Annotated in this window: 18 protein-coding genes; 10 read left to right on the forward strand and 8 right to left on the reverse strand. The window is 63.7% G+C overall.

Features of this window, described 5'->3' with window-relative positions; all coding sequences use genetic code 11:
* Positions 1-27: 27 nt before the first annotated feature.
* Positions 28-210, forward strand: coding sequence for a hypothetical protein (locus tag AXW83_RS27285; protein WP_156640268.1), 183 nt, complete (start codon positions 28-30; stop codon positions 208-210).
* A 4-nt stretch (positions 211-214) separates the two neighbouring features.
* Here AXW83_RS27285 and AXW83_RS21120 read toward each other — a convergent pair whose 3' ends face one another.
* Both AXW83_RS21120 and AXW83_RS21125 read right to left on the reverse strand, forming a co-directional pair.
* A complete protein-coding gene (locus AXW83_RS21120; protein ID WP_156640270.1) occupies positions 215-1,495 on the reverse strand; it encodes an amidohydrolase family protein in 1,281 nt (426 codons plus the stop codon).
* Positions 1,496-1,967: 472 nt separating this feature from the next.
* The gene (locus tag AXW83_RS21125) at positions 1,968-2,765 is read right to left on the reverse strand and encodes an IclR family transcriptional regulator (protein WP_082767296.1); all 798 of its coding nucleotides are present in this window, start codon (positions 2,763-2,765) and stop codon (positions 1,968-1,970) included.
* Between the two features lie 141 nt (positions 2,766-2,906).
* Between AXW83_RS21125 and AXW83_RS21130 the strand changes: the two genes are divergently transcribed.
* The 9 genes from AXW83_RS21130 (at position 2,907) to istB (ending at position 10,186) form a co-directional block, all read left to right on the forward strand.
* The gene (locus AXW83_RS21130) at positions 2,907-3,569 is read left to right on the forward strand and encodes an amino acid ABC transporter permease (protein WP_066616918.1); all 663 of its coding nucleotides are present in this window, start codon (positions 2,907-2,909) and stop codon (positions 3,567-3,569) included.
* Positions 3,569-4,216 (forward strand): amino acid ABC transporter permease, encoded by a 648-nt coding sequence (locus AXW83_RS21135; protein WP_082767538.1) that lies wholly within the window; start codon positions 3,569-3,571, stop codon positions 4,214-4,216. Before AXW83_RS21130 ends, AXW83_RS21135 begins: the two co-directional genes overlap by 1 nt.
* Complete coding sequence (locus AXW83_RS21140) at positions 4,203-4,934, forward strand: amino acid ABC transporter ATP-binding protein (protein WP_066616922.1); 732 nt, start codon at positions 4,203-4,205, stop codon at positions 4,932-4,934. Before AXW83_RS21135 ends, AXW83_RS21140 begins: the two co-directional genes overlap by 14 nt.
* A 42-nt stretch (positions 4,935-4,976) precedes the next feature.
* Positions 4,977-5,759 carry a transporter substrate-binding domain-containing protein gene (locus AXW83_RS21145; protein ID WP_066616925.1) on the forward strand — a complete coding sequence of 261 codons (783 nt, stop codon included), beginning with the start codon at positions 4,977-4,979 and terminating at the stop codon, positions 5,757-5,759.
* Between the two features lie 108 nt (positions 5,760-5,867).
* On the forward strand, positions 5,868-6,908 hold the full coding sequence (locus AXW83_RS21150) for a succinylglutamate desuccinylase/aspartoacylase family protein (RefSeq protein WP_066616926.1): 1,041 nt from the start codon (positions 5,868-5,870) through the stop codon (positions 6,906-6,908).
* Entirely contained in the window at positions 6,905-7,078 is a 174-nt protein-coding gene (locus AXW83_RS27290) for a hypothetical protein (RefSeq protein WP_156640272.1), read from the forward strand. Before AXW83_RS21150 ends, AXW83_RS27290 begins: the two co-directional genes overlap by 4 nt.
* Positions 7,075-7,779, forward strand: a complete 705-nt coding sequence (locus tag AXW83_RS21155) for a threonine ammonia-lyase (RefSeq protein WP_066616927.1) — start codon at positions 7,075-7,077, stop codon at positions 7,777-7,779. The genes AXW83_RS27290 and AXW83_RS21155 overlap by 4 nt, the downstream gene beginning before the upstream one ends.
* Before the next feature lie 44 nt (positions 7,780-7,823).
* A complete protein-coding gene (gene istA / locus AXW83_RS21160) occupies positions 7,824-9,323 on the forward strand; it encodes an IS21 family transposase (protein WP_066614042.1) in 1,500 nt (499 codons plus the stop codon).
* A 20-nt stretch (positions 9,324-9,343) separates the two neighbouring features.
* The gene (gene istB / locus AXW83_RS21165; RefSeq protein WP_066620442.1) at positions 9,344-10,186 is read left to right on the forward strand and encodes an IS21-like element helper ATPase IstB; all 843 of its coding nucleotides are present in this window, start codon (positions 9,344-9,346) and stop codon (positions 10,184-10,186) included.
* Here the strand turns inward: istB and AXW83_RS21170 are convergent.
* The 6 genes from AXW83_RS21170 to AXW83_RS21195 form a co-directional block, all read right to left on the reverse strand.
* Positions 10,183-10,887 (reverse strand): site-specific integrase, encoded by a 705-nt coding sequence (locus tag AXW83_RS21170; RefSeq protein ID WP_210179733.1) that lies wholly within the window; start codon positions 10,885-10,887, stop codon positions 10,183-10,185. The two genes, istB and AXW83_RS21170, sit on opposite strands and share 4 nt — an antisense overlap.
* 246 nt (positions 10,888-11,133) lie before the next feature.
* Positions 11,134-13,530 carry a phosphoketolase family protein gene (locus AXW83_RS21175; protein WP_066616928.1) on the reverse strand — a complete coding sequence of 799 codons (2,397 nt, stop codon included), beginning with the start codon at positions 13,528-13,530 and terminating at the stop codon, positions 11,134-11,136.
* A 78-nt stretch (positions 13,531-13,608) separates the two neighbouring features.
* Complete coding sequence (gene fabI, locus AXW83_RS21180) at positions 13,609-14,382, reverse strand: enoyl-ACP reductase FabI (protein WP_066616930.1); 774 nt, start codon at positions 14,380-14,382, stop codon at positions 13,609-13,611.
* Positions 14,379-15,572 (reverse strand): acetate/propionate family kinase, encoded by a 1,194-nt coding sequence (locus tag AXW83_RS21185; RefSeq protein WP_066616933.1) that lies wholly within the window; start codon positions 15,570-15,572, stop codon positions 14,379-14,381. The genes fabI and AXW83_RS21185 overlap by 4 nt, the downstream gene beginning before the upstream one ends.
* Complete coding sequence (locus AXW83_RS21190; RefSeq protein WP_066616939.1) at positions 15,569-16,972, reverse strand: bifunctional enoyl-CoA hydratase/phosphate acetyltransferase; 1,404 nt, start codon at positions 16,970-16,972, stop codon at positions 15,569-15,571. Before AXW83_RS21190 ends, AXW83_RS21185 begins: the two co-directional genes overlap by 4 nt.
* A gap of 537 nt (positions 16,973-17,509) precedes the next feature.
* The gene (locus AXW83_RS21195; protein ID WP_156640274.1) at positions 17,510-18,157 is read right to left on the reverse strand and encodes a 3'-5' exonuclease; all 648 of its coding nucleotides are present in this window, start codon (positions 18,155-18,157) and stop codon (positions 17,510-17,512) included.
* Positions 18,158-18,307: the final 150 nt, after the last annotated feature.

An 18,307-nucleotide genomic window follows, 5' to 3' on the forward strand; every position in this document is an offset into this window, starting at 1 on the left:
GCCAGGGACATCATTGGTCAATGTCTCGTGCGCAGCTTCGCCGCATGCGAATTTGGCATCCCCCGACGTGATAGCTTCCGCACTCGAACGAGCGAGCGTGAAAACCAGAAGGCACAAGAGAAGCAAAAATCTGCTGCGCAGCACATGGTCCGTGCTGAACTGTTCAAAAGAGTATTGCTGCTTCAGCGCGACGGCAAGCGCTTGGCCTGATTGGTCACACGTTCGAATCGTGTCGGGCGCGCCGCGGATGTGGCTCTCGGTCAGGCTCGGCTGGGAATAGAGTGGCGGAGGGGTGCTCGAAAGTCTGCCGGCCGTTTTTGAAACCCATAATGGGCTCGGCGATCTCGGCAAGCGCGTCGCTTCCCGTCTGCGCATCTAGGACGATCAGATCGGCCGGGTTGCCGATAGCTATCCCATAATCGGTGAGGTTCATCAGCCGCGCGGGCAACGTCGTGATCAAATCAAGACAGCCTTGAAATCCGTCCGGCCCGACCTGGGCGACATTTGCAAAGAAATTGGCCATCCGTATCAGCGAGCCGTCACCGAACGGCGTGAAAGGGTTGAGGACATTGTTGGTGGCAACGGAACAGACAACGCCCTGCTCGACAAGGCGATGCGCAGGCGTCAGGCCACGCGGAGTTGCGTGCGAGGCCTCCCGCCCCATCAAATAAAGATCGGTTGCCGGCAAGACTGTTACAGCGACGCCCGCTGCAGCGAGCTGCTGCCCGATTCTGGCGAGGATTGTGGGTTCCACCATCGAAAGCTTCGTCACGTGGCCAATTGTGGTGCGGCCTTGATATTTGTGAAGCTCGACCTGGCGACAAACGTCATCGAGAAGCATCCAGCTCGGGTCGAGATCAAAATCGAGATGAATGTCGAGATCGACGTCGAACTGCTCGGCCAGCTCAAAAAGCCGGGCGATCTGCGACCGTGGGGCACTATCGGTATAAGGGCAGCCGCCAAGCAGGTCGGCGCCATCGCGCAGGGCTGCGACGAGCAGATCCTCGGTGCCCGGATCATTGGTCAGGCCTTCCTGGGGAAAGACGCATATTGAAAGCTCCAGGCCCCAGGCGTAGTCCGCTTTAAGCGCCTTGATTGCCTCAAAGCCGCGTAGCCCGGCGCGCGGATCGACCTCGACGTGGGTGCGCATCCGGGTGGTGCCCTTTGCGATCGCCTTCTCGATCACCCGCGTGCCGCGCTCGTAGACGTCTTCCACTGAAAAATCACGTTTCATCGCAGCAACCGCTGCTATCGCTTCGCCAAGCCCGCCATGGACATGGCCGCAACGGCCGAGCAGGCAGGCCTTATCGAGATGAACATGGCTGTCGACGAGACCTGGCAGCACGGCTCGCCCGCCTATGGCGATCTCCGGCGCATCGGCGACGATACGCGGTGCAATCGCCGCGATCCGCCCGGAGGCTACGCCGACATCCAGAGGCTTATGATGGCCGGGAAGGATGACCTGACGAAAGACAAGATCGAGGGCGTTGGACATAGGCTGCATGCAAACGACTGAGACCGTCCGAAATGCATGCACTTTCTATGCCGTTCGGGGGTCTTGAACGGCAACAGGATGTAGGACCGCGCCATCACCCATGCCTGGCTCAGGCCGCCGCACTCCGGCGAACCCGCTTCGAGCCTTATCGCCGCGGATTCCAGGCTAACCGCGCTGTGCGAAGGCAAACGCTGCGAGGCCGGCGCAGGGCGGCGGTTCGGGGTTTCGTCCGGCTGGCCCTGGTTTCGCGCATCGTCCGCTGCTCCTCGATTCGAGGCGGGTGCTCCTGTGTTAGGATGCCGGCTTCCACCGGTGTTAAACGCGCCGCTATCGGCGCATGGCGAAACCTCGCGCCGAAGAAAGCTGCCATTGCGCCTCCGCAGGCTGTGACCTGACGGCCAGGCCGGCAAAGGTCAAACGTTCGGATCCACTCGGGCGCGCCGCGGTTGTGGCGAGGTGAGCCAGTCGCCCGTCAGAGTGAAAGCTGGGCCCCTGCTTCTCCGCAAACTGATTTCAACGCTTTCAGGATCGCATTCTCGTCCGTGACAAAGCCATGCCGTTGCAACGACGGAACAAGAATAGCGGCTTCGGCGTGGCCGGCAGGGCCGATCACGGGGCAGGCGATGTCGGTCACCGCCATAATGTCGCGGCTTGGTGCGATGCGATGGCCGAGCGATCGGATCTCCGCAAAAACGTTGAGCAGAGGCGGCGTTTCAATTTGATCCTGCTCCTCAGATCTCGTTTCACGCATCAGAGCCCGTCGGCGAACCTCGGACTGAAATGCCAATATGAGCAGACCGGAATTGGCTTCCAGCGCAGGGCGACCATAGCCTAGCCGGACGATCACAGTCGCATCGAGGTGGCCCGATGTCGTAGCGAGAACCACGGTCTGTCCTCGGCTCAACACGACCAGATGCGCCGCCTGGCCGCTTTCCTCGCTGAAGCGCTCCATCAACGGTAGGACGATCGAGGTTAGCTGCCGCCCTCCCGGCGTCCTGATCCCGAGATCGAAGAGCCGCCTGGACAGTGCCAGTCGGTCCGTGCCCGCCTCGCGCACAAGATAGCCGCGCTGCTGCAGGACAAATACCATACGGAAGATTTCGCTTTTCGAGCGTTCAAGACGCTCGGCGATGGCGCGCGTCGATAGAGGTTCACCCACCTCCGCCAATAGCTCAAGGATATCGAGCCCTTTCTCTAGCGCCGGGGCTGCGTAAGCGATCTTGTCGCTATCGTCGGGTTCTGAGCGATCGGTCATGACGTGCAATTTCATATATGAAGCTTGACATCAAATAAGAAGCCAACCTAGCCTTCTCGTAAAGAGGGGACTGATGGCAACGCCTGCGACCTTCCGATCCTGCCGTTTGATGCAAGCCGCCGAATCGCTTCGGATGCCACGGGGGCGGGCGTCCCAATGAGATATGGGCTTCAGTTTCGCGATGTCTTTGCGGCCTGGGAGTCCATTCTTGATGGCGTCTGGGTCACGCTGCTGCTGTCTGCCTGCGCCATGCTCGGCGGCCTGGTTATTGGCGTCGCTTGTGCGGCGGCGCGGGTCTATGGCCCAGCCTGGCTAAAGCGCGCCGTAGCCACCTATGTCGAGGTCATCCGTAACACGCCGCTGCTGGTCCAGCTCTTCCTGATCTTTTTCGGCCTGCCGAGCTTCGGCATCCGGCTCGACGGGCTGACGGCGGCGATGATCGCACTGGTCATCAATCTCGGCGCCTATACCACCGAGATAGTCCGCGCGGGCTTCGAGGCCGTGCCCAAGGCACAGGTCGAAGCCGGCCATTCGCTCGGCCTTTCAGGATTTCAGGTCTTCCGCTACATCGTCGTATTCCCGGCGCTCAAGGCGATGTTCCCGGCGCTCGCCAGCCAGTTTGTGCTGCTGATGCTGGCGACCAGCGTCGCCTCGCAGATCTCGGTAGAGGACCTGTTCCACGCCGCCTCGATTGTGCAGTCGCGCACCTTCCGCGATTTCGAGGTCTACACCGTGATTGGCGTGCTTTATCTCGGACTCGCGTTCGCCTTCCGCGGCTTGTTCGCCGGGATCTATTACTGGGCGTTCGTCAGGCGATGATCCGGACCTTCTCCTATATCGATGTGATGTATCTGATCGCGGCAGCGCGCTGGACGCTAGCCCTGACTGTGACGGCTTTTGCAGGATCGGCAGTCCTTGGCCTGGTCCTCGCCATCGCCCGCATCTCCCCGATCGCGCCGCTTCGCTGGCTTGTCGCGACCTATATCCACATCGTCCAGGGCACCCCGCTGCTCGTCTGGCTTTTCCTGATCTTCTTTGGCCTCCCGCTGATCGGGATTTCAGTCAACCCGTGGCTGGCGGCGGCCGTCGCCTTCTCTGTGTATGGCTCCGCCTTCCTGGCAGAGATCTGGCGCGGCGCCCTCGTGTCGATCGCCAAGACGCAATGGGAGGCGGGCGCCTCGCTGGGTCTCTCGATGGCTCAGCAACTGCGTTACGTGATCGTGCCACAGTCGGTTCGGATCGCGATCCCGCCGACGGTCGGCTTCCTGGTCCAGCTCATCAAGAACACCTCGCTGGCGGCGACGATCGGGCTGGTTGAGCTCACGCGGGAGGGTCAGCTCACGGCGGCCGGCACCTACAAGCCGTTCGCGGTCTACATCACGGTCGCCTGCATCTATTTCGCCCTGTGCTTCCCTCTGACCCAATGGAGCCGCTCACTCGAGCGGAAGCTCGATGTCGCTCGTTGAAATCAAGGCGATCAATAAGAGCTACGGCACGGTGCCCGTGCTCAAGGATGTCTCGCTGGACATCGCCAAGGGCGAGGTCGTGGCTGTCATCGGGCGTTCGGGCTCGGGCAAAAGCACGCTGCTGCGCTGCATCAACGGCCTGGAGCCAATCCAGGCCGGTAGCATCAGCGTTGACAGCGTGCGGGTCAACGATCCTGCGACCAATCTGCGCAAGCTGCGGCAGGAAGTCGGCATCGTCTTCCAAAGTTTCAACCTGTTCCCGCATCTGTCCGTCAGCGAAAACATCACGCTAGCGCCGCGCGTCGTGAAGAAGCAGCGGCCCGAGGAAGCTCGCGAACTAGCACGCGAAGTGTTGCGGCGCGTCGGCCTTGAGGACAAGCTCGATGCCTTTCCCTCCCAGCTTTCAGGTGGTCAGCAGCAACGTGTCGCGATCGCGCGCTCACTCGCCATGCGGCCTAAGCTCATGCTGTTCGACGAGGTCACCTCCGCGCTCGACCCCGAGCTGACCGGGGAGGTGCTGAAAGTGCTCGAGTCCGTGGCGCAGGAGGGTATGACCATGATCCTCGTCACCCACGAGATGGGCTTCGCGCGTCATTTCGGCTCGCGCGTCGTCTTCATGCACGAAGGCCGAATTCACGAAGAGGGTCAGGCCGCTGCGGTCCTCGCCGCGCCCAAGACGCCCGAACTGCAGACCTTCCTCAGTGCGGTCCTGCACTGAGGAAGCCGATAGCGATCTGTTGCTCAACTAGGGGAGAGACATATGCGTTCATTCTTCACAGGCCTGGCCGCACTGGCCATCGCCGTCGTCGGCTCCGCGGAAGCCCGGGCCGACAAACTCCAAGACATTCTGTCCAAGGGTGTCGTCCGTATCGGTGTGCCGCTCGACGCGCCGCCCTTCGGCTCGCAGGATGCGAACCGAAAGGCGGTCGGCTTCGACATCGAGATGGCCGAGATGGTCGCCAAGGGTCTGGGCGTGAAGCTCGAGATGCAGCAGATCACGGGCGCCAACCGCATCCCGTTCCTGCTTACCGACAAGGTCGATATCGTGATCTCGGTGATGGGGTTGACGCCCGAACGGGCTAAGCAAATCCAGTTCACCGCGCCCTACGCCAACACCTTCCTCGCCGTCTACGGGGCGAAATCCTCGACCGTGAGCAGCCCTGAAACAATTGGCTCGGCTCGGATTGCTGCCGCCAAGGGCACGACCCAGGAGCTGGCGATCAGCGCTGCCGCACCAAAGGCGAGCCTGATGCGCACCGAGGACGACGCGACCGCCGCAGCCGCCTACATCACCGGCCAAGCTGATCTGCTTGCCACTAACAGCATCGTCGCGCAGGCGCTCGCCAAGCAGAATCCAGGCAAGGAATTCGAACGCAAATTTACCATTCGGCGCAGCCCGGCCCATATGGGCGTGCAGATGGATCAGCATAACCTCGTGCGCTGGCTCGACGGCTTCATTTTCTTCAACACGATGAACGGCGAGCTTGAACGGCTTCATCGGACGTATCTCGACATCCCGATGGACCCGCTACCCACGCTCTGAGTTTAGCGCCAAACCGGTCGGGCGCGAAAGCGCTCGGCCGCTTCTCCGACCCAACCCAAGCGACCGGAGCCAGTGCTCCGAACCCTTCGCCACGTCCGAGAGCCAGCCATGAGCAGCATACGCCAGAAGCCGACGCCACGTCCCTCCAGCGCCTTCCTTACGGTCGATCCAGAGCGCGATGGCAAGCAGACCGGCTTCCTGATGATTCCCCATTCGCCAGATGACGATGCCTGGGGCGCGACGCGTGTTCCGATCACGATTATCAAGAACGGCTCGGGTCCGACCGCGATCCTCGAAGGTGGCAACCATGGTGATGAATATGAGGGGCCGATAACGATCTGCGACATGATCCGTAATCTCGATCCCGGCCGGGTCCAGGGTCGGCTGATCCTGATGCCGGCCAACAATGTCCATGCGGTCATCGCCGGCAAGCGCACCTCACCCATCGACGGGCTAAATTTCAATCGCACTTTTCCTGGGGATCCGCGCGGCACCATCACGCAGCAGATCTCGGCCTTCGTCAGCGACCACATCCTGCCGCTCGGTGACGCTTTCCTCGATCTGCATTCCGGTGGCTCCTCCCTCGACATCATCCCGAGCGCGATCGTCGAGCCGACCGACGACCCGGAGCTGCACAAGCGCAACGTCGCGGCGGTGCGGGCGTTCGACGCGCCCATGACCGTAGTCATCAGTAACCTCGGAGAGCCCCGCACGGCGACGGCCGCCGCGTGCCGTGCGGGTTTGGTCACCGTCGGAACAGAGATGGCTGGCGGCGGCACCGTCTCGCTCGAAGCTTTGGGGGTTTGCCGGCGCGGAGTCGCCAATGTGCTTGATCATCTTGGAATTGTCTCGCGCGACGCGCCGGAGCAGCGTTGCGGTGACGGCGTCATTCTCGAACTGCCCGGCACAGCGGCCTATGTCTACGCATCCGCAGATGGCATCTTCGAACCCTTCCATGCCAATGGCGAACAGGTCAGCGCAGGCCAGCCGGCTGGCCGTATCCATTGCACCTGGGACCCCGCGCGCGCTCCCGAGACGCTGCACTACGCCGCCGACGGATTTCTCTATGGCCGACGTCAGCCGGGCAGGGTCAGGCCCGGCAATTGCTGCCTGATTGTCGCGTCGCCCTATCGAGGGACGCTGTCATGATCGACCTCGGCGCCATCGAGGAGGCACGCCGGCGCATCGCGCCCCATATCCGGAAGACGCCGACGCTTCGCTACACGCAGCAAAGCGCTGGCGATCGCCACGACATTGACGTCACACTTAAGCTCGAGCTGCTGCAGGCGGCGGGTCGTTCAAAGCGCGCGGCGCGATGAACCGGCTGCTGACGCTCAGCGAAAGCCAGCTCGGCCGCGGCATCGTCACAGCCTCGGGCGGCAATCACGGGCTCGCCATCGCGCGTTCGGCGCATGTGCTTGGCGCTCGGGCGCAGATATTCCTGCCGTCCAATGTCGTTCCCGACAAGGTGGCGAAGCTCAAGCAATGGGGTGCCTCGGTCGAGATTGTCGGCGATGTCTGGGACGACGCCAATGCCGCCGCGCTTGGCTACGCGGAACGGACCGGCGCGACCTATGCCCATCCCTTCAGCGATCCCATCGTGGTGGCGGGACAGGGCACGCTTGGTCTCGATATTCTCGACGATATGCCCGATGTCGACGTAATTCTCGTCGCCATCGGCGGCGGCGGCCTGATCAGCGGCCTCTCGACGGCGATCAAGGCGAGGCGTCCAACGACGCGCATCATCGGTATTGAGCCGGTCGGATCGCCGACACTGCATGCCTGCCTCAAAGCCGGTCAGCTTGTTGCACTTGACCGGCTCGATACACGCGTCGCGACAATGTCGTGCCGGAAAACCGATCAAGCGATCTTCGATGTCGTCCGAAGCAACGTGGATGAGATCGTTTTGGTCAGCGATGAAGAGATGGAAAGCGCGGCTCGCTCACTGTGGTTCGTGTGCAGGGCGGTGACAAAACCATCCATTGGAGCGCCGCCGTTTGTGGTCGCGCGGGCGGCGTAAAAGTCGGCCACTGGATAGGCTGATCCCTTTTGGGGTTGGCGGGGATGTTCGCTGTGGAGGTCTACGCGGCGGTTCGTGATTTTGTTTTCATTCAGGGGAAGAGCCGTCGCGAGGCGGCGCGTGTTTTTGGTCTGAGCCGCGAGACGATCGCAAAGATGTGCCGGTTTTCGCTGCCGCCGGGGTACACGCGAACGAAGCCTGCCGAGAAGCCGAAGCTCGGCCCGCTACTGCCGGTGATCGACGCGATCCTGGAGGCTGACCGGGGCGCGCCGGTGAAGCAGCGCCACACGGCGAAGCGGATCTTCGAGCGCTTGCGCGACGATCATGGCTTTGCTGGCGGCTACACCGTGGTGAAGGATTATGTGCGGGTCGGCCGGGCGCGAGGGCGCGAGACCTTCGTGCCGCTGGCGCATCCGCCCGGGCACGCTCAGGTCGATTTCGGCGAGGCGATCGCCGTGATCGGCGGGGTCCGGCAGAAGATCCATTTCTTTTGCATGGACCTTCCGCAGTCGGATGCCTGCTTCGTGAAGGCCTATCCCCGCGAGACAACGGAAGCGTTCCTGGACGGGCACGTCTCGGCGTTTTGCTTCTTCGATGGGGTGCCGCTGTCGATCCTGTACGACAACACGCGCATCGCGGTGGCGAAGATCTGCGGCGACGGCAAGCGCGAGCGAACTCGCGCCTTCACCGAACTGGTCAGCCATTACCTGTTCCGGGACCGCTTCGGCCGTCCCGGCAAGGGCAACGACAAGGGCAAGGTCGAGGGGCTGGTGAAGTACGCCCGCTCGAACTTCATGACGCCGATCCCGGTGGTGGCGAGCTTCGAGGCGCTGAACGCCAGACTGGCCGAGCAATGCCGCCTCCGGCAGGGCGAACGCGCCGGACGGCATGCCGGGACGATCGGGGAACGGCTTGTCGCCGATCTGGCGGGGTTGCGCGACCTGCCGGCCGTGCCGCTGGAACCGTGCGAGAAGCGCAGCGGCCGGGTCTCATCGACCGCATTGGTCCGCTACCGCTCCAACGATTACTCGGTGCCGACCGCTTATGGCTTCCAGGACGTCATGGTGAAGGGCTTCGTCGACGCGGTCGTGATCCTGTGCCGCGGGGCCGAGATTGCCCGTCACCCGCGCTGCTACGGCGAAGGCGTGTTCGTCTCCAACCCGCTGCATTATCTCGCTCTGATCGAGACCAAGCCCAATGCACTCGACCAGGCGGCGGCGCTGCAAGACTGGGCTCTGCCCGAGGTCTTCCAGCATCTGCGCCATCTGCTGGAGGCGCGTATGGGCAATCGCGGCAAGCGCGAGTTCATCCAGGTGCTGCGGCTGCTGGAGGCGTTGCCGCTTGAGGTCGTGACGTTCGCCGTGACCGAGGCGATCACGCTCGGCGCCATCGGCTTCGACGCGGTCAAGCTGATCGCGCTGGCGCGGATCGAGCGCAGGCCAGCTCGTCTCGACCTGTCGGCCTATCCTCATCTGCCCAGGACGACGGTGAGGACGACCTCGGCTGCCGACTATGCCGTGCTCCTGCCGGAGGAAGCGGCATGACCGGCACCACCAGCGACGCGATGCCAACGGGAACGACCAGCAGCACGCCCCAGGTCCTCCTGGCCCACCATCTCAAGCAGCTCAAACTGCCGACGGTGCTGCGCGAGTATGACAAGGTTGCCCGCGAATGCGCGCGTGATGGTGTCGATCATCCCCGCTATCTGCTGCGCCTGATCGAGCTCGAACTCCTTGATCGCGAGCGCCGCACGGTCGAGCGGCGCATCCGGGCAGCGCGGTTCCCGGCGGTGAAGAGCTTCGACACCTTCGACTTCGCCGCCATCCCTGGCCTCAACAAGATGCTCGTGCTGGAGCTGGCGCGCTGCGGTTATCTCCTGCGCCGTGAGAACATCATCGCGCTCGGCAACAGCGGTACCGGCAAAACCCATGTCGCGCTGGCGCTTGGGCTGGCGGCTTGCCAGAAGGGCTTCTCCGTCACGTTCACGACGGCGGCCTCGCTGGTCAACCAGTTGCTGGAGGCCCGCGACGAGAGACGCCTGCTCAAGCTTCAGCGCGATCTGCAGGCGGTCAAGCTGCTGATCGTCGACGAGCTCGGCTATGTACCGTTGTCGCCGACCGGGGCCGAACTCCTGTTCGAGACGTTCTCGCAGCGCTATGAGCGCGGCTCGACCATCGTGACCTCGAACCTACCATTCGAGGACTGGACCTCGATCCTGGGATCGGAGCGTCTCACAGGCGCGCTGCTCGACCGGCTCACCCACCACGTCAGCATCCTGGCAATGAACGGCGACAGCTATCGGCTGAAGCAATCTGCCGGCCGACGGCGCAGCCTCGCCGTGGCGGAGCAAAACCAGGCCACTGCTGAGCACGTCGATCCCGAAACCGGAGAGATCACCACAGGCTAATCAGAAACGAGCACGACGATATGCAAAGGGCCCCGATCGGGGCCCTTTGCATATCGTCCGCCCGCGCCGCCACTGGCCTGCTTTGACTCCGCCCCGATGGCCTGGAATCCGACCGCCGTTGACACCAGCACGATCAGATCGCGCATGTAGATGTTTCTACCCCTGTCTGCGGCGTCGAGCAGGCGCTGCTCTTCATCTCCCGTCAGGCGTCTGTTGCGTCCCTTGGGCGGGCTGGGGCGTCGCACAAGTTTGCAGGGGTTGCGATGCAGAAAAATTCCCCAATCTCGCGTCGCAGTGTCAAGCGCATGGCTGATCGTGTTCAACTCCCTGATTACCGTCGAGGGCGACACGATCTTAAGGCGCTCATCGCGATAGATCGCAAGGTCGGAGGTTGAGAGAAGGTTCAGCGTCCGGTGACAGATCGGTCGACGCAGCAATGCCTTGATCCTCGAGATCTCGGTATGAGCGCTGCGCTTGCGAGGCGAAACTTCAAGCACGTAGCGCTCAAGGATCGACCGGAGCGTTGTAGATTCAGCTATGCGAGTGTCGGGCAGCATGCCGGCTCGATCGAGCTCGCTCTCGAGCGACCGCGCCCACTTCTCAGCGTCAGCTTTCTGGTCGAAGCTCTTCGCTCTCGGAGCCATACCGCGACGACGAACCTGGACCTGCCAGCGGCCTCGAAGTTTTCTGATCGATGCCATGCGGACCGTGCCTCCTTCTGTCTCAAGACAAAAGGACGCCGGCGCCACGGGGCCAAGGGTTATTCCAGCCCCGCACGGAGAGTTTAGTGCTGGATGTGCCGCTAGTGTGCCGAGGCACGCGATGCTGAAGATGTAGGTCTGCGCAACGCCAGCAGCATCAAAGGCTTCCGACGTTTAGTGCGCGGATCACGACTGCTGTGAGTAGGCAATGCTCTCAAATGCCCGCGTATGCTCAGAGATGTGCTCTCACGCATTGGGTGCCCAGCGCCAGTCGCTCACCTCGGGCATGTCGACGCCGTGCTCGCGGATGTAGCGCCCGTGCTCGATCAGCTTGTCGCGGATCGTCTGTTTGACGTAGACGGCGGCCGCGCCGAGCGTCGGCACGCGGTCGATGACGGCGGCGACGAGATGGTAGCGGTCGAGCCGGTTTCGGACGACCATGTCGAAGGTCGTCGTCGTCGAGCCCTCCTCCTCGTAGCCGCGCACATGCATGTTGGCATGGTTGGACCGCTTGTAGGCCAGGCGGTGGATCAGCCAGGGATAGCCGTGATAGGCGAATATCACCGGCTTGTCGGTGGTGAAGAGCGCATCGAAATCGGCATTCGTCAGGCCGTGCGGGTGCTGCGTCCGTGGCTGTAGCGTCATCAGATCCACGACGTTGACGACGCGCACTTTCAGATCGGGAAGATGCTCGTGCAGCAAAGTGACGGCGGCGAGGGTCTCGAGGGTCGGCACATCGCCGGCGCAGGCCATGACCACGTCCGGCTCCCCGCCACGGTCGTTGCTCGCCCATTCCCAGATGCCGATGCCCTGGCTGCAGTGCTTGATCGCCGCATCCATGTCGAGCCATTGCGGGGCCGGCGCCTTGCCGGCGACGATGACGTTGATCCGGTCCCAGCTCCGCAGGCAATGGTCGGTGACGTGAAGCAGGGTGTTCGCGTCGGGCGGCAGGTAGACCCGCACGATATCCGCTTTCTTGTTGACGACATGGTCGATGAAGCCGGGGTCCTGATGGCTGAAGCCGTTATGGTCCTGCTGCCAGACATGGGAGGTCAGAAGGTAGTTCAGCGAGGCGATCGGCCGGCGCCACGGCACCTCCTTGGCCGTCTTCAGCCATTTCGCATGCTGGTTGAACATTGAATCGACGATGTGAATGAAGGCCTCGTAGCAGGAGAACAGGCCGTGCCGCCCGGTCAGGAGATAGCCTTCGAGCCAGCCCTGGCAGAGATGCTCGCTCAGCACTTCCATCACGCGGCCGTCAAGCGCCAGATGCGTGTCTTGCGGAAGCGTCTCGGCGTTCCAGGCCCGGTTCGTGACCTCGAACAGCGCCTGCAGGCGGTTCGAAGCCGTCTCGTCGGGGCCGAAGACCCGGAAGTTCCGGCTGACTTCGTTGGCTCTCATCACGTCGCGCAGGAACGCCCCCATCACACGCGTCGCCGCGGCCGTGCTCTCGCCGGGATGCGCGACTGGCACGGCATGGGCCGTGAAGTCCGGCATCCGCAGCGGCTTGCGTAGCGCCCCGCCATTGGCGTGCGGGTTGGCGCTCATGCGCTTGTCGCCGGAAGGCGCCAGCGCCGCGATCCCGGCCTGGAGGCGTCCGGTTTCGTCGAAAAGCTCCTCGGGACGATAGCTGCGCAGCCAGTCTTCGAGCAGTTGCAGGTGTTCCGGCTTGGACATGTCGCTGAACGGCACCTGATGCGAGCGCCAGAAGCCCTCGCTCTTCAGGCCGTCGACGGTCTTGGGTCCGGTCCAGCCCTTGGGGCTGCGCAGCACGATCATCGGCCAACGCGGCCGTTCGGTTACGCCGTCCTGGCGCGCCGCCTTCTGGATCGCCGCGATCGCGGCGAAGGCCTCGTCAAGGGCGGCCGCCATCGCCTGATGCATCGCCTCGGGCTCGTCACCCTCCACGAAAAGCGGGGCGTTGCCATAGCCGCGCAGCAGCGCCGCGAGTTCGTCGGCGGGGATGCGCGACAGCACGGTCGGATTGGCGATCTTGTAGCCGTTGAGGTGCAGGATCGGCAGGACGGCGCCGTCAGTGGCCGGGTTGAGGAACTTGTTGGAATGCCAGGACGCCGCAAGCGGTCCGGTTTCGGCCTCGCCGTCGCCGATGACGCAGGCTGCGATCAGATCGGGATTGTCGAGAACCGCCCCAAAAGCATGCGCCAGAGAATAGCCGAGTTCGCCGCCCTCATGGATCGAGCCCGGGGTTTCCGGCGCGGCATGGCTGGGGATGCCGCCGGGAAACGAGAACTGCCGCACGAAGCGCCGCAGCCCCTCATTATCCTGTGAGATGTCTGGATAGACCTCGCTATAGGTGCCTTCCAGATAGGTGCTCGCGACCACGCCCGGCGCGCCATGGCCGGGGCCGGCGATGTAGAGGACGTCGACATCCTTCGCCTCGATGACGCGGTTGAGGTGGAGATAGATGAAGTTCAACCCCGGAGTCGTGCCCCAATGGCCGAGCAGGCGCGGCTTGACGTGTTCGATCCTGAGCGGCTCGCGCAGCAGCGGGTTGTCGAGCAGGTAGATCTGCGCCACCGAAAGATAGTTCGCGGCGCGCCACCACCCATCCATCAGGTCCAGCGCGGCCGGCGTCAGAGCCGGCGATCGTGTCGCCAGGGCTTCGGCATCGTCTCCGGACATCGGGCTGCTCCGCGTGTTGGTCGGTCAAAGGAACCGCGCTCGCTCAAGGCGGAAGCGGCGTCGCGCCGGATGGTTCCATCAGGCAATCGTGTGGAAGCCGCCATCGGCATAGACGACAGAGCCGGTGAGCGAGCTTCCCGCCTCGCTGGCTAGGAAGGCGGCGACGCGGCCGACATCCTCGATGCCGACCAGGCGCTGGGCGGGCGTGCGCTCGCGCACCTTGTCGAGCAGTTCGTCGAAGCGGCCGATGCCCGAGGCGGCGCGGGTCTTGATGGCACCGGCCGAGATCGTGTTGGCGCGGATCCTCTGGCCCGCGAGATCGGCGGCGAGATAGCGCACGCTCGATTCCAGCGCGGCCTTCACCGGTCCCATCAGGTTGTAGTTCTCGACGACGCGGTCGGCGCCGTAGAAGCTCACCGTCAGCAGGGAACCTCCATTGCTCATCAGCGGCGCGGCGAGCTTCGCCATGCGGATGAAGGAGTGGCAGGAGACGTCCATCGCCACAGCGAAGCCCTCGGCCGTGCAGTTGACGAGACTGGTCTGCAAATCCTCGCGCGGGGCGAAGGCGATCGAGTGCAGCAGGAAGTCGAGCCGGCCCCAGTCCTGTTCGAGGCGCGTAAACACGGCCTCGAGCTGGCCGGGAATGCGCACGTCGCAGGGCACGACGATCGCTGCCCCAAGCGCCTCGGCGACAGGCTGCACGAAGGACAGGGCCTTCTCGTTGAGATAGGTGACGGCGAGTTCGGCGCCTGCCTGCCGGAAGGCCGTGGCGCAGCCGGCCGCGATGCTGTGTTCGTTGGCGATGCCGACGACGAGGCCGCGCTTGCCGGAGAGATCGACGATGGGGCTCATGGACTCGTTCCTTCGATGGCGAGGACGGACAGGGCTTCGTCCGCGATCACCTGCTCTTCATCGGTCGCGATGACCAAAGCGGCGATCTGGCTGGCCGCGTTGCTGATCGTGCCGGCATTGGCCGCATTGGCGGGCTCGTCCAGCGTCAGGCCGAGCCAGGCCAGGCGCGCGCTCACCGCCGCCCGGATCCGCGGCTGGTTCTCGCCGACGCCGGCGGTGAAGACGATCGCATCGAGTCCGCCGAGTGTCGCCGCCAGCCTGGCGATATCGCCGGCAATGCGGAAGGTGAAGAGGTCGAGCGCCTGGCTGGCCTCCGGGGCCTCGCTCTCCAGCAATTCACGGCTGTCGGCGCTGATGCCGGAGACGCCCAGCAGTCCCGACTGGCGGTAGAGGATGTCCTCCACGTCCTTGGCGCTACGTCCCTGCGTCCCGATCAGGTGAAGCAGGACGCCGGGGTCGATCGCGCCGCAGCGCGTCGCCATCGGAATGCCGTCGAGGGCGGAAAAACCCATGCTGGTGTCGCGGCTGATGCCGCCGTCCAGCGCGCACAGGCTGGCCCCGCTGCCGAGATGGGCCACGACGACTTTCGAACCTGCGAGCGCGGGCTCGCGCCGCGCGAGTTCGGCGGCGATGAACTTGTAGGACAGGCCGTGGAAGCCGTAGCGCTTGATGCCCTGATCGTGCAGCGCGCGCGGGATCGCGAAGCGGCGAACGACATCGGCATGGCCGCGATGGAAGGCGGTATCGAAGGAGGCCGTCTGCGGCAGTTGCGGACGCAGATGCCGAAGCGCCCGGATCAGGCGCAGGCCCTGCGGCTGGTGCAGAGGAGCCAGCGGGGTCAGCGCGTCGATCGCGGCGATCGCGGCGTCATCCAGCCGGACAGGCCCGGTGAAACCGTCGCCGCCATGCACGACGCGATGGCCGATGGCGGCGATGCTGTCGAGGTCGAAATGCCAGGAGAGGCGGGAGAAGGCCTCGCTCACGACCTCATGGAGTTGGTCGCCGGCCTTTGCCTCCAGCGCGATGTCGAAGGTGTCGGGCCCCTCGCTGAGCGTGAAGCGCAGCGGCGCGCGGCGGAAATCGATCATGCCCTTGCCGATCCGCTCCGCGCCCTTCGGGCCCAGCGCGAAGAGGCCGATCTTCACCGTGGAAGAGCCGGCGTTGAAGGTCATCAGCATGGTGCCGGTCATGCGGAAGCCTTCCCCGGTCCGCGCCGGGAGGCAACAAGCTTGGCCAGCGCCGCCGAGGCGATGCGGGTTTTCAGCGAATCCGAGCGGCTGGTCAGGATGATCGGCACTCGCGCGCCGAGAACGAGGCCTGCCGCATCCGCCCCGGCGAAATAGATCAGCTGCTTGGCCAGCATGTTGCCCGCTTCAAGATCCGGCACGAGCAGGATGTCGGCCTGTCCGGCGACGGGCGAGACGATGCCCTTGGTCTTGGCGGCGTCAGGGCTGATCGCGTTGTCGAAGGCGAGCGGGCCATCGACGCGCGCCCCAGTTATCTGGCCGCGCGCCCCCATCACGGTCAGCGCGGCAGCGTCCAGCGTGGAGGGCATCTGCGGGTTGACCGTTTCCACCGCGGCGAGCACGGCGACCAGCGGTTGCGCCATGCCGAGCAAGTGCAGGAGGTCGATCGCGTTCTGGCAGATGTCGCGCTTCTGCTCCAGCGTCGGCTGGATGTTGATCGCCGCGTCGGTCACGATCAGCGGCTTGGCATAGGCGGGCACGCTCATGGCGTAGACATGGCTGATGCGCCGTTCTGTGCGCAGGCCCGAGCCCGATGCCACCACGGCGGCGAGCAGTTCGTCGCTGTGCAGGCTGCCCTTCATCAGGACCGCGACCCTGCCGGACGCCGCAAGTTCTACGGCCCGCGCTGCGGCTGCATGGCTATGCTCGACCGACTCGATGGCGATTCCGTCCAGCGAGACCTCCGCCGCTTCGGCTGCAGCACGGATCCTGGCCTCGGGCCCGATCAGCAAAGGCTCCAGCAAACCCTCGTCACGGATCTCGACCGCCGCCAGGATCGCCTCCGGCGAACAGGGATGCACGATGGCGGCCTGGATCATCGGCAGGGCGCGCGCATCCTCAACGAAGCTGTCATAGCGGTCGTGCCGCCGCAGCGAGACCTCGGGCAGCTTCATGCGGGGCCATTCGATCGCATGGCCGGGCGCGATCACCGTCGCCGTGCCGGTCAGCACCTCCTCGCCGCTCTGGTTGGTGCAGCGTGTGTCGAGCAGGACGATGCGTTTCTCCGGCCGCTTCTCCTGCACCGTCACGGTGACCGTGATGGTGTCTCCAAGCTCGACCGGCTTGCGAAAGCGCAGATCCTGGCCGAGATAGATCGTGCCGGGCCCGGGCAGCCGGGTGCCTAGCACGGCCGAGACGAGAGCCGCCGTCCACATGCCATGGGCGACGATGTGGCCGAAGAGATCCGTCGCTGCGAAGACGGCGTCGAGATGGGCGGGGTTCTCGTCGCCTGAGACCGCCGCGAACAGGTCGATGTCGTCGCGCCCGACGATGCGCACGAGCGAAGCGCTCTCGCCCATTAGCAACTCGTCGAAGGTGCGGTTCTTGATGACGGTCTGGTCCATGTGGGCCTCAGCGTTGCAGCAAATAGGCAAGAAGCGTCTTGCGGTCGACCAGTGGTCGTATGTTATTGCGCAAAGCGAAAAGCCGGAGGCAGGAATGTGTATTCCGAATAGTGTCAGTGGTGAGACGCGTAGTTCTCTTGCGAAGAGATTAGAAGCGTTCGATAACTGACCTGTCTCCGCACCAATCGTAGTGGCCTGCTGCCGGTATCGACGTGAACCCCACGCAGCGCGTCGCAAAGGTCGACCCACGTCGCGTCAATCGAAGATACCAGGATGATCGCACAACCGTGCTGAAGCAGCGCGTAGCCGAGGCCGCGGTATTAGCTTCGGAATGGGACGCGATGAGCCTGAATCCGTTCAGTTAATGCCGACCGTCGGCACACGAGCCGCGATAACTCACGACGCGCTCGATTTGGTCGAGGATTTCGTAGCATTATTGCGTCGGAAATACCGCAGTAATGAAAACTGGCGTCGAGGTTCAGGGGCCAGTCGCTAGCGGCGGTTTGCTCTTTGAACGGAGCAATTTTCGTTGCTCTGCTAGCTATGCTGTCGCTCGATAAAATTCACACCGGTGCCGAGAGAGGCAGCGGAAAAATTGCCTATCGACGCCAACCAGTCATGTGCTCCTGCGATCCGGATCCGCTGCAGCCGGTGCAATACGTCGTGATCAAAGTGCTCGGCGCGACAGCGAGAGCGTGCGTCCGCGCAGATACGATCGAATAGGTGCGCCGTGACAAAGGTATCCGCACTCGCCCTATGAAGGCGACCAGGGGACGCGATGCCCATCTCGACGATGAGGCCGCCTAGACGATAGCTTTTCCGCCCCGGAAATAAGCGCCGGGCCAACAGCAAAGTGCAGAAAGCGCGAACAGGCTGCCCATCGAGAAACTCGCATGCCTCGTATTCGTAAAATCGCCGATCGAAGCCGGCGTTGTGGCAGACGATCGGCGATGATCCGATGAAAGACGTCAATTGAAGCATGGCTACGGCCGAGGTCGGTGCGCCAATGAGCATCGAAGTGGTGATGCCAGTGATCTGCGTTATCTCGGCAGGCACGCGGACGCCTGGATCGACGAAGGTTAGAAATTCGTGGCCTGCTCGGCCATCCACGACTTCGCGAGCTGACACCTCAATCACCCGCGCGCCCATTGCGGGGCTTAGGCCGGTGGTCTCGAAATCAAGCACGATAAAACGCCCGCTAGGAATGCTATTCAAAGTCGGACTCTCCGTGCCCACGCCATCGATTCGACTGCACGATATCACCGAGCGCTGTCGAGGGCGGCGAGCTTTATCTACTCGCTGATTCACTACTGACAGCGCGGCGTAGGCGCTGAA

Origin of the sequence: Bosea sp. PAMC 26642 (genome assembly GCF_001562255.1) — a bacterium.
Classification (GTDB): Bacteria; Pseudomonadota; Alphaproteobacteria; order Rhizobiales; family Beijerinckiaceae; genus Allobosea.

Bases quoted from the DNA above. Each gene is read 5' to 3' on its own strand.
- AXW83_RS21120 (WP_156640270.1), bottom strand. From the start codon at position 1,495: ATGTCCAACGCCCTCGATCTTGTCTTTCGTCAGGTCATCCTTCCCGGC.
- AXW83_RS21125 (WP_082767296.1), bottom strand. From the start codon at position 2,765: ATGAAATTGCACGTCATGACCGATCGCTCAGAACCCGACGATAGCGAC.
- AXW83_RS21130 (WP_066616918.1), top strand. From the start codon at position 2,907: ATGAGATATGGGCTTCAGTTTCGCGATGTCTTTGCGGCCTGGGAGTCC.
- AXW83_RS21140 (WP_066616922.1), top strand. From the start codon at position 4,203: ATGTCGCTCGTTGAAATCAAGGCGATCAATAAGAGCTACGGCACGGTG.
- AXW83_RS21145 (WP_066616925.1), top strand. From the start codon at position 4,977: ATGCGTTCATTCTTCACAGGCCTGGCCGCACTGGCCATCGCCGTCGTC.
- AXW83_RS21150 (WP_066616926.1), top strand. From the start codon at position 5,868: ATGAGCAGCATACGCCAGAAGCCGACGCCACGTCCCTCCAGCGCCTTC.
- AXW83_RS27290 (WP_156640272.1), top strand. From the start codon at position 6,905: ATGATCGACCTCGGCGCCATCGAGGAGGCACGCCGGCGCATCGCGCCC.
- AXW83_RS21155 (WP_066616927.1), top strand. From the start codon at position 7,075: ATGAACCGGCTGCTGACGCTCAGCGAAAGCCAGCTCGGCCGCGGCATC.
- istA (WP_066614042.1), top strand. From the start codon at position 7,824: ATGTTCGCTGTGGAGGTCTACGCGGCGGTTCGTGATTTTGTTTTCATT.
- istB (WP_066620442.1), top strand. From the start codon at position 9,344: ATGCCAACGGGAACGACCAGCAGCACGCCCCAGGTCCTCCTGGCCCAC.
- AXW83_RS21170 (WP_210179733.1), bottom strand. From the start codon at position 10,887: ATGGCATCGATCAGAAAACTTCGAGGCCGCTGGCAGGTCCAGGTTCGT.
- AXW83_RS21175 (WP_066616928.1), bottom strand. From the start codon at position 13,530: ATGTCCGGAGACGATGCCGAAGCCCTGGCGACACGATCGCCGGCTCTG.
- fabI (WP_066616930.1), bottom strand. From the start codon at position 14,382: ATGAGCCCCATCGTCGATCTCTCCGGCAAGCGCGGCCTCGTCGTCGGC.
- AXW83_RS21185 (WP_066616933.1), bottom strand. From the start codon at position 15,572: ATGACCGGCACCATGCTGATGACCTTCAACGCCGGCTCTTCCACGGTG.
- AXW83_RS21190 (WP_066616939.1), bottom strand. From the start codon at position 16,972: ATGGACCAGACCGTCATCAAGAACCGCACCTTCGACGAGTTGCTAATG.